Origin of the sequence: Streptococcus sp. WM07 (assembly GCF_004570525.1) — a bacterium.
GTDB lineage: Bacteria > Bacillota > Bacilli > Lactobacillales > Streptococcaceae > Streptococcus.
The window spans coordinates 1-16,493 of the sequence record NZ_SPPZ01000011.1; the positions used below are offsets into that span (position 1 = coordinate 1).

Annotated in this window: 10 protein-coding genes; 2 read left to right on the forward strand and 8 right to left on the reverse strand. The window is 44.0% G+C overall.

The window, feature by feature from the left end; all coding sequences use genetic code 11:
• The 7 genes from E4T71_RS02485 to E4T71_RS02515 form a co-directional block, all read right to left on the reverse strand.
• Positions 1 to 7,039 (reverse strand): pectate lyase-like adhesive domain-containing protein (locus E4T71_RS02485; RefSeq protein ID WP_135036368.1); only part of this gene is annotated, 7,039 nt, incomplete at its 3' end.
• A gap of 686 nt (positions 7,040 to 7,725) precedes the next feature.
• The gene (gltX, locus tag E4T71_RS02490) at positions 7,726 to 9,192 is read right to left on the reverse strand and encodes a glutamate--tRNA ligase (protein WP_135036371.1); all 1,467 of its coding nucleotides are present in this window, start codon (positions 9,190 to 9,192) and stop codon (positions 7,726 to 7,728) included.
• A 43-nt stretch (positions 9,193 to 9,235) separates the two neighbouring features.
• The gene (locus E4T71_RS02495) at positions 9,236 to 9,508 is read right to left on the reverse strand and encodes a hypothetical protein (RefSeq protein WP_135036374.1); all 273 of its coding nucleotides are present in this window, start codon (positions 9,506 to 9,508) and stop codon (positions 9,236 to 9,238) included.
• Between the two features lie 3 nt (positions 9,509 to 9,511).
• Positions 9,512 to 9,988 (reverse strand): 2-C-methyl-D-erythritol 2,4-cyclodiphosphate synthase, encoded by a 477-nt coding sequence (gene ispF, locus E4T71_RS02500; RefSeq protein WP_135036376.1) that lies wholly within the window; start codon positions 9,986 to 9,988, stop codon positions 9,512 to 9,514.
• Entirely contained in the window at positions 9,985 to 10,641 is a 657-nt protein-coding gene (gene ispD / locus E4T71_RS02505; RefSeq protein WP_135036379.1) for a 2-C-methyl-D-erythritol 4-phosphate cytidylyltransferase, read from the reverse strand. The genes ispF and ispD overlap by 4 nt, the downstream gene beginning before the upstream one ends.
• On the reverse strand, positions 10,638 to 11,999 hold the full coding sequence (radA, locus tag E4T71_RS02510) for a DNA repair protein RadA (RefSeq protein WP_135036382.1): 1,362 nt from the start codon (positions 11,997 to 11,999) through the stop codon (positions 10,638 to 10,640). The genes ispD and radA overlap by 4 nt, the downstream gene beginning before the upstream one ends.
• An 8-nt stretch (positions 12,000 to 12,007) precedes the next feature.
• The gene (locus E4T71_RS02515; protein ID WP_135036385.1) at positions 12,008 to 12,451 is read right to left on the reverse strand and encodes a dUTP diphosphatase; all 444 of its coding nucleotides are present in this window, start codon (positions 12,449 to 12,451) and stop codon (positions 12,008 to 12,010) included.
• 200 nt (positions 12,452 to 12,651) lie between these two features.
• Here E4T71_RS02515 and E4T71_RS02520 point away from each other — a divergent pair, with 200 nt between their 5' ends.
• Together E4T71_RS02520 and E4T71_RS02525 are read left to right on the forward strand one after the other, a co-directional pair.
• Entirely contained in the window at positions 12,652 to 13,551 is a 900-nt protein-coding gene (locus E4T71_RS02520) for a permease (RefSeq protein WP_135036388.1), read from the forward strand.
• Positions 13,548 to 14,351 carry a TIGR03943 family protein gene (locus E4T71_RS02525; protein WP_135036391.1) on the forward strand — a complete coding sequence of 268 codons (804 nt, stop codon included), beginning with the start codon at positions 13,548 to 13,550 and terminating at the stop codon, positions 14,349 to 14,351. Before E4T71_RS02520 ends, E4T71_RS02525 begins: the two co-directional genes overlap by 4 nt.
• Positions 14,352 to 14,374: 23 nt before the next feature.
• On the opposite strand, the gene E4T71_RS02530 is transcribed toward E4T71_RS02525, so the two are convergent.
• Positions 14,375 to 16,468, reverse strand: a complete 2,094-nt coding sequence (locus E4T71_RS02530) for a peptide cleavage/export ABC transporter (RefSeq protein WP_135036394.1) — start codon at positions 16,466 to 16,468, stop codon at positions 14,375 to 14,377.
• Positions 16,469 to 16,493: the final 25 nt, after the last annotated feature.

Consider the following 16,493-nt stretch of genomic DNA (forward strand, 5'->3'; position numbering starts at 1 on the left):
CTGGCGTCATTTCTGTCAGTTGTCCATCCTTACCACGGACATAGTAACGAACATCACGAAGAACTTCTTCTGTCAATGTTAGAATGTCTGTCTTATCTGGTGTTGGATAGTTTGGAGTTGTTGGATCCGTTGGATCTGGATTCTTAGGTAGATCTGGCGTATCTGGATTTACCGGTTTGTTTGGTTCAACTGGTTGTTCCGGAGTTACAGGGACAACAATTGCTGTCACATCTACATAGTAAGTATCCACTCCATCTTTACCATCGAAGGCCAAGCCAGCACGGTATTTGTTTCCTTCAACAGTTGAGTTCTCTGAAAGTTTGTAACCTTTGAGGTACAAGTCTTTCAAGGTTGCAGCTGTTGAATAAGTAATTCGTGCACCCTCTTTACCATTGATAATACCAGATGTAGCAATCTCTGGATTTACGATTGTCTTACCATCTGCTGATACAACACGATAGATAACTTGTGCTTGATCATCTTTGGCATCTGGATCAACTGGTTTATCTTCTACAACATATGGAATTGTTGTTTCAACACCTGGATTTGTTGGTGCTGGAGGAATATAACCTTTTGTTGGATCATTTGGATCAACTGGTTGTAATGGTGAACCATCTGCTGGATTTGTTGGTACAAATCCTTCAACATATGGAATACGTTGAGTTTCATCCGTTGGTGGAACAATCTTACTTGGATCAGTTGGATCGTTTACATACGGAACCTCTGTCCATGGATTTGTTGGTGTGGATCCATCTGGGAATTTCGGAACATAGTGTGAAATTGGCTTGTACGCAACCACATCTACGTAATCTTCATCCGTAGCTTTAACGTTCTCATGAGCTCCCTCTTCGACTTGAGATGGTTCTACAAGAACATAACCTGAAATCACTGGTGATTTCTTGTTATCAAAGTTTGTTCCTGCCACCGGTGTCCACTCACCCAGAGTTGTTTCACCAGTCACCAGATTAATCGTACCTTCACGACGATAGTCAAGACTATCAACCACTTCAGGTGATAGAACTTTACCAGATTCATCTACGTAACGAATTGTCCGCTTCACTTCTTCTGTGAGGGTTTTCGCTTCTTCTTTATCTGGATTTGGATACGCTGGTGGGTTTGGATCACTTGGATCTGGGTAACCTGGTGTTGTTGGATCAACTGGTTGACCTGGATTTACTGGTTTTTCAGGTGTAATAGGAATAATAATTGGTTTCAAATCTACATAGTAGTTTGTAACAGAACCTAGTTCACCATCAAATTTCGCATTATCTGGATATCCATTCTTAACAAGTTGGTAACCTTGGCCATGGTATTTCGCCACAACCGTGTTCACGTTCTCTTGAGTATATGGAATATCGCTTCCTTTTTCACCAGTTAATTGGCCGGAAGTTTCAAGTTGTTTCACAACTGTTGTTCCGTCTGGTCCTACCTCACGATAGACAACCTGTGCCACAATCTTATCTGGATCAGGATTTTTAGCATAGTAGACTTTATCTACAATATTCTCACTAGCATTGGTAATACCTGTGTGAGCTCCAAATTCCGCTTGAGTTGCATCTACCAAGTGATAGCCTGGGATAGCTGGAGAAGTTCGGTTGGTAAATTCAGCTGTCGCTGGTGTCCAACCCGCATCATTCCAAACCACCTCACCAGTCACAAGGTTTACAACACCTTCACGACGGAAGCTTACTTTATCAGAAACTTCTCCGCTAAGGACAGTTTCTGTACCTTGCTCGAGATATTGGATGGTACGTGTAACATCTTTCAACATCTTACTTGGATCCTTCGCATCTGGGTCCTTCGGATCTGGATAATTTGGTGAATCCGGATCGTTTGGATCAACTGGTTTATTTGGATCAACTGGTTTCTCCGGTGTTACTGGTGCCAACTTCGCCTTAAGGGTTACATAGTAAGTATCAGTTCCCTTAGTACCGTCAAACGTAGCACCTGCTGGATAACCATCATTCACAAGCTCATAGCCAAGTTTCTTGTACTTAGCAATTGTTTCTGCGGTAGTGTAAGCTACACCATTTGTTCCAATGGTTTCACCCTTCTTACCTTTGAATTCTTCTGAACGTTCCAATTCACGGACAACAGTCTTACCGTCTTGCTCAACATATTGATACACAACAACCGCAGCATCAATTCGTGCAAATGGAATTTCTGTTACTTTTGTTGGATCTGTTGGTGCAGGAGGGATGTAACCTTTCGTTGGATCATTTGGATCAACTGGTTGTAGTGGAATAGTTGGTTCAAACTCAGGAATGTATGGAATTACTTGAGTTGGATCTGTTGGTGGAACCAATTTCGCTGGATTCGTTGGATCCTCTTTATATGGAACCTCACTCCATGGATTATTTGGCTTATCTTCAGCTGGAACATCTGGGAATGATGGAACATATTTCGAAACTGGAACGTAAACAACTGTATCAACATAGTCTTCATCAGTTGCTTTCACACCTGTATGAGATCCTGCTTCGACTTGGCTAGGATCTTTCAAGATATGACCTGGAACTACTGGTGATTTTTTGTTTTCGAAACTATCACCTGCTGTTGGTGTCCACTCACCTAGAGTAGTTTCACCTGTCGCCAAGTTAATGGTTCCTGTACGGGTAAATCCTAGATTATCAACAACTTCTTCCGCAATAACTTTACCAGATTCATCCACATAACGAACCGTACGCTTCACATCTTCTGTCAATGTCAGAATGTCTGTCTTATCTGGTGTTGGATAGTTTGGAGTTGTTGGATCTGTTGGATCTGGATTCTTAGGTAGATCTGGTGTATCTGGATTCACCGGTTTGTTTGGTTCAACTGGTTTTTCCGGAGTAACAGGGACAATAATTGGTGTCACATCTACATAATAAGTATCCACTCCGTTTTGACCGTCAAACTTCAAACCAGAACGATATTTGTTTCCTTCAACAGTTGAGTTCTCTGAAAGTTTGTAACCTTTGAGGTACAAATCTTTCAAGGTTGCTGTTGTTGAATAAGTGATTTCAGCTCCTGCTGTACCATCTAACAAGCCAGAAGTCGCAACTTCAGGATTTACAACTGTCTTACCATCTGCTGATACAACACGGTAGATAACTTGTGCTTGGTCTACAACAGATTTATAAGGAATCTTCGTTTCTACTCCTGGATCTGTTGGTGCAGGAGGAACGTAACCTTTTGTTGGATCATTCGGATCAACTGGTTGTAATGGAGAACCATCTGCTGGATTGGTTGGTACCATTCCCTCAATGTATGGAATTCGTTGTGTTTCATCAGTTGGTGGAACAATCTTACTTGGATCCGTTGGATCATTCACGTATGGAACTTCTGTCCATGGGTTCGTTGGTGTTGAACCTGCAGGAAATTCTGGAACATAGCGTGAAATTGGTTTATACGTTACTGTATCAACATAGTCTGGATCAGTCGCCTTCACACCTGTATGAGATCCCGCATCTACTTGATTTGGATCAACAAGGACAAAGCCTTTCACGACTGGTGATTTTTTGTTTTCAAAGTTATCGCCAGCAGTTGGTGTCCAATCACCAAGAGTTGTTTCTCCTGTTACAAGGTTAATGGTACCTTCACGTTTAAATCCAAGATTGTCAACCACTTCTGGCGAAACAACATTACCGTTTTGATCTACATAACGAACAGTCCGTTTCACATCCTCTGTTAATTTGAGGGCTTCTGGATTATCTGGATTTGGATAATTTGGTGATGTTGGATCCGTTGGATCAACTGGTTTATTTGGATCAACTGGTTTCTCAGGTGTAATTGGAACAACACGAGGTTTCAAATCAACATTAAAGACTTGCTCACCATCTACACCATCAAATGTTGGAACCGTTGTTCCTGTACGTTCAAATGATTTTGTTGTTTCATTATAAGTATAACCAGTATAACCATCTGTTAGTAACTCATACCCAGCCTTCTTGTACTCTTCCAATTTGGCACGTACTTGATCAGCCGTATAAGGAACAGAATCACCTGCACCTCCAGCCAAAGAGCCAGAATCAGAAAGAACAACTGGGTTAGCTGGATCTGCAGTATTTCGATAAACAACTTTCGCTGTATCGGTTAACTCAAAGACAACTTTTGTGAGATAATTCTCTGGGAATCCGGTATTATTAAAGTCTTTCCAATAAGAATCACTAACAACCTTCTTACCATTACTATCGGTTAGGATTGTATCAGTAATATTAGAAGCATCCAATACCGCATGAACACTCTCCCCTTGACCTCGTTGACCAACAAGATTTTGAAGATTTGGTACATTGGATTCTGTGATTGTAGCCACATAGCCAGACAAGCTCTTATTAATTGTAGAGTAGGTATTCTTAGTTTCACTATTTGCAGTCAAGGTCCAACCTGTATCTGCTTTTGGTGAATATGGAACTTTTGCATACTCTTTCAAGAAGGTATTTCCACTATCAATGACCGTATTCGCAAATTGCTGCTTCATGGCATCAACATCAAGGACAATATCCATCTTACGTTCCCAGTCAGAACGTTCCGTTACGGAATCTTTCTCACCTGCAACAAATTGACTCAACGGCATGAGAGAGCCATCTGCTTGCTTCACGTAATACTCAACAGTATTTGTATGTTTTGCAAGTGGATTGATTTTCGTTCCGTTTGGAACCCAAACACTGTGTGAGTTTTGCGTCGCTACGTCAATGTCATAGCTTCTATCTTTACTATTGTTTGGCTCAACTGGTAAAATTCCACCAGGAGAGTTTGCCAACCTAATAGATGGGTCACTTCCAGAAATTGTGATTGGTCCACCAAATCCATCAAGCGCAACATCACCCTGTTTAATATTTGCCCAAACAGAGTTTTGTTTAGATGTATCTTTTTGCAATGGAGCACGATGAGTTCCTTCGTTACGTGCATAAACTGTATAACTATCGACTCCTAAGCTGTTATCGATAACAAACTCCATCTTAGTTCCTTTGGTATTCCCATAAACCAAGTTAGGCGTTCCAGCTGGAGGAGGATTAAATCCTTGCGGCGTCGAGTTTGGTAATTTTCCGTTAGGATCTCCAACTTGTCGACCTTCTGGCGTTGAGTAACGCTGCAAACTGAAGTAAAGTGGCGTATCAATACGGAAAACAACATTCTTTGTTGCCCCTAATGGCACAGAAATCAACTCAGCATAAAAGTTATTGTTGTCATCACGGATATCCGTGATAGAACCTGGATTCGCGACAAACAACGGTTTTGTAGCTGTCCCTTTCTGAGAATCAAGGGAAATCAAATCGTCATATTCATTTCCGATTTTCTGGCTTCCATTACGGTTTTTAGCAACAACAATAAAACGTGCGTAATTATCAACTGTAATCGTTCCTTGCTCATTAACCCCAATGTAGTTATAACCATCGTAACTACCTGAAGCTGCTCCATTGCCATTGTAAGGAGCTTTACCATCAGATTCAAAGACGTTATTCGAATGTTTCCCGAAGAGAATGTGGGAGTCATCCCCTAGGTCCATCGCAACCCCACGACCTTTGTTTTTGAAATCTACTTTAGATTTCTCACCAGATGTGAAGGTAGCGTTGTGACCAGTAATGATACTATCACGACCTGTGAAGGTAGCCGTTGCCTCTTCTCCAATCGAAATTGTTGCCGAAGAACCTGTGATTTTCGTTGTATTACGGACGCCGTACCCACCAAAACGATTCGCATCTGTCACCGTATCTCCTGGACGACGAACACCGATAGAAATAGCCTGACCGATTGATGAATTAATCGCCAGTTTAGATTCTTTACCAGTCTTCACAGTACCATTTTGTGGCATAAAGATCGCCGCATTGTGGTAACGAGCTGAGTTAGAAGTATCAGATGACGTATTCATATTGATCGTCATTGATCCCTTATCTTTCACCTCAACCACTGAGTTACTTGGAAGACTAATTCCGTCACCTTCAGATGCACGGTTCAATGTGAAGTTAGCATCTGACTCAACAACAACATTCTTAGCAGAATGAATATTCGCTGCACGTCGAGTTGCTTGTTTCGCTCCACGTGGTTGTTTCTTGTCTTCATTAGACTCACCCTCAGCATACAAACCATTGTGTGGTACGTTCATCTGAACATATTGAGTTCCACCGGCTAGTGATGCGTAGCTATCTGCCAAGTTCGAAGTTGTGTTACCTTTGATGACAACTGTCGTATTTTGACCGCCACCAAACATAACCCCTTCACTCTTAACATCTTCAAATGTAATTTTTGAAGCACTAGCTTGGCTGAGATCGATAGGCCCTTTTGAATTGGCACTATAGATGCTCAAGTTGCTGAAGAGGATGTCTCCAACTGCACTAGCTGTAGGTTTGATAGAGTATGAACGGAAGTCAATTCCACTGTTAGCGCCGTCACCATAGATATTCAAAGCACGGTTAGCAATTGCTAAAGATAGAGTCCGATCGACCGCTTTTTCTTTAGCGTTTGCAGCCTCAGAAGCACCATTACCATTGGTAATTCCATTTACAGTATTTGGTGCAAAAATTTGTCCTTGAACTTTAATATCTGTGACGCTCGCATTTGAGAGAGCGGATACAAACTGATCCCAAGTCGTTACAACAGTAGCTGTATCTGGTGCTACGGCTGCACGAAAAGCGCTAGTATAAGCTACTTCATGGGGACGAACTGTTTCCGACTCCTTGCTTTCTGTCTTTACTTCCTCTGTTTCTTTCTTTTCCTCAGAGCTATCTGAAGTAGCAACTGTGGTAGTATTGCTAGAAACAGGGTTTTCTGACGTAGCAGTAGACGGTTCTGAACTTACAGACTCAGCTACTGCACTTGCTGCTACTGGCTCTAAAGTAGCCGTTGCAGCATACGTAGACGAATCTGCAGGAACTTCGACAGTCTCCGAAGAGGAACCTGTAGAAGCTTCAGTGTTATCGCCGGTATCAGAAGCTGCTGTTTCTTCTGCTTGGACACCTTGACCAGCAAAAAGCAAGGTTCCTAGCAAGACAGAAGCCGCACCGAATGAGTATTTTCGAATCGAAAATCTCTGAACCGAGCGATCAAACATGTTTTTCTTCATGTCGTCTTTTGTTCTCCTTTATAAAATTATTAACCTAGCATACGAACACAACGATACGAATACTATAGGCTGTATTATGATAACATTTTTTAGTAGTTCTGTAAACTAAAAAGAAGCACGCCAACAAAATGAAACATTTGTAAAAAAAGTTGATTTCATAGGCTTTTACCTTAAAATTTTCCTAAACTAAAAAACATATTTTTCTAAGAAGAATCAAAGTCTGTCGAAGTATTAAAAAACATATCAAAAAAAATGCATATTATCTTCTAGTTTATTTTAGAGCTTTTTTAATTCTCTCTCCCTGTTCATTCCTATTATTCTTATTAGCAATAAGGACTAAATCCGACTCGGTACACTGCGATGTCATCCCATCAAATTCTAGACACCTTGTCGCATTTTTATAGAGAAAAAAAAGATGAGAGGCAACACATCCAAACAAAGAAAACCCGCATCTGAAAACTTATCGCAAGCTGAATCTGTGGTACAAGAAGAAAATCAACCTAGGCCATAGAACGATAGCACCTTTCTTCAAATTGCTTGTTACGGCAAAATCAAAAGGACTGAATCCTGTACCATACAGAATCCAATCCTTTTCGTAATTTCTTATTCAATTTTTAACTCGCTAACAGGTCGCACCAATCTATATAGTTCCATTCATTACTTGTTGGTGCCTAGTCTCTGGTCTATTAAGAGTGACTAGAAAGCGCTTGGTCTAAGTGAGCTAATGCCTTTTCCTTTCCTAATAAGAAAATCGTGTTCGGCAAATCTGGACCATGCATTTCCCCAGATACAGCCACACGGATTGGCATAAAGAGATTTTTCCCTTTGACACCCGTTTCCTTTTGAACTTCCTTAATGAGAGGAGCAATCTGCTGCACTTGGAAATCTCCTTCAGATAAATCAACTAGTTTCTGACGGAAAGCTGATAAGACCACAGGAACTGTCTCACCTGCAAGCACCGCAGCAGTCTCTTCAGTAAGACTTGGGAAGTCTCCAAAGAAAAGGTCTGTCAAAGGCACAATATCCTCTGCCGCAATCAGTTGCGGTTGATATAGAGCCACCATCTCCGCAGCCTTATCCGTCCAACGGCCAGCTTCCTCTAAGAATGGCTTGGTCAAAGCTAAAACAGTCTCTAAGTCAGCTTTCTTGAAATACTCATTACTCATCCAGTCTAGCTTCTTCTGATCGAAGGCTGCTGGAGACTTGCTAAGACGAGCTTCATCAAATATATTCACCAACTCCGCTTGACTAAAGATTTCTTCTTCACCCCCTGGATTCCATCCTAGAAGGGCAATAAAGTTAAAGACGGCTTCTGGTAGGTAGCCTTTTTTACGATAATCTTCGATAAATTGGAGGGTATTGGTATCCCGCTTAGATAGTTTCTTACCAGTTTCACTATTGATAATCAAAGTCATGTGGCCAAAGATAGGCGCTTCCCAACCTAGAGCTTCATAAACCATTAATTGTTTTGGTGTATTGGCGATATGATCATCTCCACGGATTACATGTGAAATCTCCATCAAGTGATCATCAATCACAACTGCGAAGTTATAAGTTGGATAGCCATCGCGTTTCTGAATCACCCAATCTCCACCAATGTTGCCACCTTCGAACTCAATCTCTCCCTTAACCATGTCTGACCATTTGTAGATTTGTTCTTCTTTTACAGCCAGACGAACAGTTGGCTGAATCCCAGCTGCTTCACGCTCAGCGATGTAGGCAGCTTTTTCATCTTCAGACATACCCAAGAATTCATTGATATAGCGAGGAGTTTCACCAGCTTCTTCTTGGCGTTCACGTTCAGCGGCTAATTCTTCTTCTGTTACATAAGACTTGTAGGCCAAACCAGCTTCTAGCAGTTGATCAATGTAGGTTTGGTAAATTTCCAACCGCTCTGATTGGCGATAAGGCCCAAATTCTCCAGGATTTACAGGACTTTCATCCCAGTCCATGCCCAACCAAGCCAAATTTTCCAACTGCGAACGTTCCCCATCTTCTACATGGCGCTTGCGATCGGTATCCTCAATCCGAATCACAAAATCTCCCCCATGATGACGAGCAAATAGGTAGTTAAAGAGCGCTGTCCGCGCATTTCCAATATGCAACAGTCCCGTTGGACTTGGTGCGTAACGCACCCGAATCTTTTTTGTCACAATTCTATCCTCATTTATCTTTTTTTGAAATTATACCACAAGTCTAGGAATTCAAAAACAAGTCGAAGTCGATCTCCCATTCCCCTAAAATTCCCGGATACAAAACCCAACTTCGTCGAACTTGCAAGCGTTCAAGCGGCTCACGAGCCAAAAGCAAATTTGTCGCCCGCTCCTCTAGCTCCAAAAAGCGAAACTGATCATTCGCCGCATAGCCCCCTAAATCCGCAGCAATTTCATAAACATAGACCCGCTCAGGATCAACTCTCTCAATGAAATCCACCAACTGATCTTCTATATAATCACGATCACTGATCATTTCCTACTCCTTCACCAAAAGCAGAACTGCCTGAGCAGCTATCCCTTCCTCACGTCCCACAAATCCAAGTTTTTCTGTTGTGGTCGCCTTGAGATTCACTGCCTGTTCCTCCATATGAAGCAAATCCGCAATCACTTTTTTCATAGCTGGCAAATGCGGTGCCATTTTGGGCCGCTCGGCCAAAAGGGTCGCATCAATATTGCCAACACGATAACCCGCTTGTTTCATTTCTCCATATATAAAGGACAAAATTTTAGTAGAAGCAATACCTTCTAATTCGGGATTCGTATCAGGAAAGGCATGGCCGATATCCCCACGTCCGAGAGCACCGATAAGAGCATCGGTAATGGCATGAAGAAGAACATCCGCATCAGAATGCCCCTTTAGCCCACGGTTAAAGGGCAAAGTAACACCTCCCACAATCAAGGGCCGACCTTCTACCAACTCATGCACATCATACCCCTGGCCAATTCGGATCATTTGAATATCTCCTTTCTAATTGCTTGTCCTAAAATTAAATCTTCAGGCGTCGTCATCTTCACATTCCAATAAGAACCCTGAAGTAAGGCAACCTGAACTGAGCTGAAGGCTTCCACTAGACTCGCATCATCCGTCCCTAGATAGCCCGCTTGTAGAGCTTGCTCATGAACATCCACCAATAACGCCCGCTCAAAAAACTGAGGCGTCTGAGCCGCCATTAAGCGCTCCCGAGGTACCGTCTGTTGGATCATCCCAGCAGCGACCTCTTTAATGGTATCCTTGACTGGTACCGCCAAAATAGAATTTGGCTGGGCCTTCAGTTCCTGGAGCTGATCAAGACAGATAAAAGGACGGGCACCATCATGAACCATCACCCACTCCGCTTCCACCTGTTCCAAGCCCAGCCGAACCGAATCCTGACGTTCGGCTCCACCTGTCACAAAAACAACTCGCGAAGATAGATACGGTTCAAAGGCTGGCCGATCCTCGGGACGACCAACTAGGATAATACGCTGGCAGTCCAAATCCGCCTGAAAGACTTTCAAGCTATAGGAAAAAATAGGCTGACCTTCCAATTCTAGCAGAATCTTGTTACGATCTGCCATCATCCGGCTCCCTGAACCTGCTACTAGTAAGATCACATCATAGTTCATCCAAACACCTTCTGTAAGACTTCTGAAATACGAGTCACCCCGATAACCTCAATTCCATGAGGAAGTTTGACCCCTTGGAGAGAATTTTGAGGGACATAGACTTTTTTAAAGCCTAATTTAGCCGCTTCCTGAATCCGTTGCTCCACTCGATTGACTCGCCGGATTTCTCCCGTCAAGCCGATTTCTCCGATAAAGGCTTCATCCGGTTGTGTCGGTAGATCCTTATAAGAAGAAGCAATTGCGACTGCTACCGCCAAGTCAATAGCCGGCTCATCCAGTTTCACACCACCAGCTGACTTGAGATAAGCATCCTGATTCTGTAAGAGCAAACCTGCCCGTTTCTCCAAAACGGCCATAATCAGACTTGCTCGATTAAAATCAAGGCCCGTGGTCGTTCGTTTGGCATTCCCAAACATAGTGGGTGTCACCAAGGCCTGAACCTCCGCCAAAATAGGACGAGTCCCCTCCATAGTCACCACAATGGACGAACCTGTCGCTCCGTCCAAACGTTCTTCCAAGAAAACCTGACTAGGATTTTGCACTTCCACCAACCCCTCTGACTGCATCTCAAAGATGCCAATTTCATTGGTCGATCCAAAACGGTTTTTAACAGCTCGTAAAATCCGAAACGTGTGCTGACGCTCACCTTCAAAATAGAGCACAGTATCTACCATATGCTCTAAAGTCCGAGGACCCGCAAGAGTCCCCTCCTTAGTCATATGCCCCACAATGAAGGTGGCAATCTTGTTCGTCTTAGCCAACTGCATGAGTTGATTGGTCACCTCCCGCACTTGGCTCACTGAACCTTGAACACTGGAAATATCTGGTGACAAAATGGTCTGGATGGAATCAATAATCAGAAAATCCGGCTGCAAGCGCTCGACTTCTGTCCGAATACTGTCCATGTTGGTCTCAGCATACAAATAAAAGTCCGAATCAGGATCCCCTAAACGTTCCGCCCGCAACTTGATTTGTTCAGCAGATTCTTCCCCACTAACATACAGAACAGCTCCTAGTTGAGCCAACTGTGTGGAAACCTGCAAAAGCAAGGTGGATTTACCAATCCCTGGATCTCCTCCAATTAAAACGAGACTCCCTGGAACCACTCCGCCACCTAGGACGCGATTGAATTCTTCCAAACCAGTCTTCGTCCGAGATACGTCGATGGATGTTACCTGGTTGAGTTTCATCGGCTTAGCCTTTTCGCCCGTCAGACTCACACGCGCATGCTTGACTTCAGTCTGTTCAATTTCTTCCACAAAGGAAGACCAAGCGCCACAGTTCGGACAACGCCCCATATATTTAGGCGAGTGGTAACCACAGTTTTGACAGATAAAAGTTGATTTTTTCTTAGCCATGCAAACTCCTAACGACCTGTGGAACCAAAGCCACCCCGACGTTGTCCACTGGCTTCATCCCCATCTGCTAAGAGGAAGGGGGCAAAGACGGCCTGAACAATCCGTTCTCCTACTTCCAAGGAAACTGGCTGATCGGTAATATTCTGCATTTGGGCAAAGATATGTCCCTCATTGGCTTCATTGCCATAATAGTCTCCATCAATCACCCCAACAGAATTGATGAGGACCAACCCCTTCTTGCGCGGATTCGAAGAACGGTCGTAAAGGTAGAGCACTTCATTGGCTTGCATATAAGCCTTAACTCCAGTTGGAACCAACTTGATTTCACCAGGTTCCAACAACATAGCTTCTGCCACTTTTAGATCATAACCAGCGGCCTGAGCCGTTTCTCGCTTTGGTAATAATTGAGAATCACTGTACTGACTTACTAATTCAAAACCACGTAAACGCATGACTTCCTCCTATTTCTCATTCCTTCTATTATACACCAAAGGAGGTCTCCAAGTACCTGAACTTACTCCGCCCCCTCCAATACTGAAAGCCTAATAATAACTTAGAGACTCTTTGAGACTTACTCAACAGCACGCCCCCCTCTCAAAGGTAGACCTTGCGACTCTTTTGATATAATGGTAAGCAATAGAAAGGAGCTCTTATGTTCTCAGACCTACCTACGAGTTTTTTGCAGATGTCCGCGATTTTTTTGTCGATTGTCATCGAAGCCCTGCCTTTCGTACTCCTCGGTAGTATCATTTCGGGCTTCATCGAGGTCTACCTGACCCCTGAAAAAGTCGTCCGTCTTCTACCCCAAAATAAATTCTTCAATATTCTAATCGGTTCCTTTGCGGGGCTCATTTTCCCCTCCTGTGAATGCGGTATTATCCCGATTATTCACCGCTTCCTCAAGAAAAAGGTCCCAGCCTATACGGCCCTTCCCTTCTTGGTAACAGCACCTGTTATTAATCCGATTGTCCTTTTTGCAACCTTTTCAGCCTTTGGGAATTCCTGGCTCTTTGCCCTGACCCGTGCCTTGGGCTCTCTCCTCTTAGCACAAGTCCTAGGTATTCTACTTGGATTCGTCTGGACTGGAGATATCCTAGTCGACCACAAAGCCTTACCTCTACATGGACACAAGCACACCAATCAAGAACAAGGGCACTTTTTTCAAGCCTGGATTCATGCCATTGATGAATTCTTTGACTCCGGTCGCTACCTCATACTCGGTGCCCTTTTTGCCAGCTGTGTCCAAGTCTATATCCCAACCCATATCTTGACCAGTATTTCCAGCAATCCCTTTATCGCCATTCTCATCCTAATGGTACTCAGCTTCCTTCTCTCTCTTTGTAGCGAAGCCGATGCCTTCATCGGCTCCTCCCTCTTAGGAAGCTTTGGAATGGCACCAGTTATAGCCTTCCTGGTCATTGGACCTGTCCTTGACATCAAGAACCTACTCATGATGACCCGCGTTTTCCAAAAATCCTTTATTCGTGATTTCATCCTAGTTACCGTGGTTGTCGTCTTCCTCTTCGCAGCTAGTTTGGAGGTCCTCCTATGATTCGCTTTTTAATTCTAGCCGGTTACTTCGAGCTCAGCCTCTACCTGACTTGGAGCGGTAAACTCGACCACTATATCAACCTGCATTACTCCTACTTAGCCTATCTCTCCATGGCCCTGACCTTTCTCTTAGCCCTGATTCAATTACGCCTTCTTTTGAAGGAAGAAAAAACAAAGGGCTCATCCAGTCAGCGACTAGCCTACCTAGTCCTGGCTATCCCTCTTCTAGTTGGTTTTCTGTTCCCCACCGTCAGTCTCGATTCCACGACTGTCTCGGCCAAGGGCTACCAATTCCCCCTAGCGGCAGGGGCATCGGCAGAAATCCAAGCAGACGAAGGAACTTCAAGCCAGTACCTTAAACCTGACACCAGTTCCTACTTCACCAAAAAAGCCTATGAAACCGAAATGCAGGCCGTTGCCGCCAAGTACCTCAAGGAGGATACCATCCAAGTAACCACCCAGAACTATATGGAATTCATGGAAGCCCTCTACGACTATCCCGATCAATTCTTAGGCAAGGAGGTCCAAATGACTGGCTTTGTCTACAACGACCCCAAACAAGCCCAGCAACAATTCCTCTTCCGCTTCGGAATTATCCACTGCATTGCGGATTCCGGTGTCTATGGACTCTTAACCACTGGCCAAGACCAGTCCTACCCTGACAATACCTGGATCTCCGCCAAAGGGAAAATCGCTATCCATTTCCATAAAGACCTCAAGCAAAGCCTGCCTACCCTAGAACTAACAGACTGGAATCCTATTGAAGAACCTACAACCCCCTATGTTTACCGAGAATTTTAACATAGCAATCCCCAAAACCACTGTCAAATGGCAGTGGTTTTAACTTCCCCATTTTCCAAAAGCACAATCCGTTCCAACCTCTGAGCTAAATCCAAGCGGTGAGTGATGACAACCAACGTCTTATCCAAGGCCAAGAGACGTTCAAAAACGCGCTCTTCAGTTTCGGAATCCAAATGACTGGTCGCCTCATCTAAGATAAGGTAGTCAGCCCCCGTCAAGAGAGTTCGAGCTAAGGCCAAACGCTGAATCTGCCCTGTAGACAGAGCAGTCCCGTCAGTCCCCACTTGCGTATCTAAGCCCAAGGGAAGGGCAGCCACAAAATCCGCAGCCTCAACCAGTGCTAGAACTTCCCACAAACCTGCCTCTTTCATTCCATCTGCTGCCGCCCAAAGAAGATTGTCCCGTACGGTTCCTTGAAATAACCCAGCATTTTGAGCTAGATACTGTACTTGCCGCCGTAGAGCATGGGGGTTGATAGCGGAGAGATCTTGTCCTGCCAACTTCACCTCTCCTTCCAAGGGGCGGTAGAAGCCCACCAAGAGTTTGGCAAGACTCGTTTTGCCACAGCCTGATACTCCTAGAATCCCTAGTTTCTGCCCAGGGGGAATCTCTAAAGTGACTGATTTAAGAAGAAGGCTCCCATAATCATAAGCAAAATCGACATTCTGCACAAGCAAACCACTCTGATCTCCAACCTCTAATTCATGAGGTGTCTGTTTTTCCAATGGCACTTGATAAACCTCCTGGAGACGCTGGTAGGCTACTTGAGCCTTCTGTACCTGCACTTGAATCTGCAGCAAATTCTCCAATGGTCCTGTAAAATAACCCAAAAGACTGGTAAAAGTCAAAAGTTGACCTAGGCTCAGATGCCCACTTAGAATCAAGTGAGAACCCCACCAAAAAATCACCACCGTTGTCCCTACCTGTAGAGCATGCCTGAGTGCTGCCTGAATCTGCTCAACACAACTGTAGGCGCAGACCTTGTCCCAAAAGTTTTCCAAATAGTCCTTATTCTGAACGAGGGCTCTCTCCTCAATCGCCAAGGCCTTGAGCGTCTCCATATCCTTGAGATGATCCATCAAGCTAGAAGACAATTGAGAGCCCGCTTCCAACTGGTTCTGATGATAGTCCTTGAATTTTTTCTGAAAGGCAAAAAACAAAAAAGTATAAAGAGGAATCAACAACAAGGCCAATAAAAAGAGCTGCCGAGATTGCCAGACCAGGGCAATACTGAGACTGATTAAAGTAAAACCATCTAAAATCAGGGTCAAACTGAGGGATGCTAAGGCTTCAATAATCTGGTTGGCATCCGTAAAACGGGAAAGAATCTCACCACTGCGACGCGTGGCGAAAAAGCTCATGGGCAAACCAAAAACATGACTGAGGTAGTCCTCCAACAACTTCAACGACAGCTGTCGGCTTAAGAGAACCAAAGGATACTGTTTGCCGAATTGCAGTAAGGCTTGGAGGCCTGCTGCAAAAAGTAGACAGAGACTTAATTGACTAATCCAATCCATACGGTTTTTGGGCAAGAAAACATCTACAATCCACTGCAAACCATAGGAGGACAGAATGGTGAGCAAGGTCAAACAAAGACTCAGCGTAACAATCGCCCCAAACAGTCTTCGCTCCTGAAACAGCAACCTAAATAGTGACCAAAAGGAGGTCTCCCCCCGCTGCTGAGCTTGATACTCCGGTCCTGGCTCAAAAAGCAAGGAAACGCCAGTCCATTCCTTCAAAAACTCAGCTTGACTATACTCCACCAATCCAACTGTTGGATCCGGGTCTGCAAGGTAAATACTGCTATCCGTCACTTGATAAACCACATAGTAATGAGGAAATTTCCCCTCCTTGACCACATGAACCAAGACCGGTTTCACCATCACCGCACTTGCTAGATTCTCCAAATCCAATTTCAAAGGTTGGCACATCAACCCCAATGCTTCTCCAGCCTTAACCAAGCCAAAAGCCGTCGTCCCGTTTAAACCCGTCTTGGTCAAGGTTCGTAAATAAGCCAAGGAATAATCCGAACCATAGTAGCTTAAAATCATAGCCAAACAAGCTACTCCACAGTCCTTCCAATCCACCTGCATCCGATAATCTTTTTTCGAAAACATAAGCTCCCTCCTACTTATTCATTCG

What these genes read in the sequence shown, in the direction of transcription:
- E4T71_RS02495 (WP_135036374.1), bottom strand. Translation starts at nt 9,508, where the DNA reads ATGATCAGTGATCGTGATTATATAGAAGATCAGTTGGTGGATTTCATT.
- ispF (WP_135036376.1), bottom strand. Translation starts at nt 9,988, where the DNA reads ATGATCCGAATTGGCCAGGGGTATGATGTGCATGAGTTGGTAGAAGGT.
- ispD (WP_135036379.1), bottom strand. Translation starts at nt 10,641, where the DNA reads ATGAACTATGATGTGATCTTACTAGTAGCAGGTTCAGGGAGCCGGATG.
- radA (WP_135036382.1), bottom strand. Translation starts at nt 11,999, where the DNA reads ATGGCTAAGAAAAAATCAACTTTTATCTGTCAAAACTGTGGTTACCAC.
- E4T71_RS02515 (WP_135036385.1), bottom strand. Translation starts at nt 12,451, where the DNA reads ATGCGTTTACGTGGTTTTGAATTAGTAAGTCAGTACAGTGATTCTCAA.
- E4T71_RS02520 (WP_135036388.1), top strand. Translation starts at nt 12,652, where the DNA reads ATGTTCTCAGACCTACCTACGAGTTTTTTGCAGATGTCCGCGATTTTT.
- E4T71_RS02525 (WP_135036391.1), top strand. Translation starts at nt 13,548, where the DNA reads ATGATTCGCTTTTTAATTCTAGCCGGTTACTTCGAGCTCAGCCTCTAC.
- E4T71_RS02530 (WP_135036394.1), bottom strand. Translation starts at nt 16,468, where the DNA reads ATGTTTTCGAAAAAAGATTATCGGATGCAGGTGGATTGGAAGGACTGT.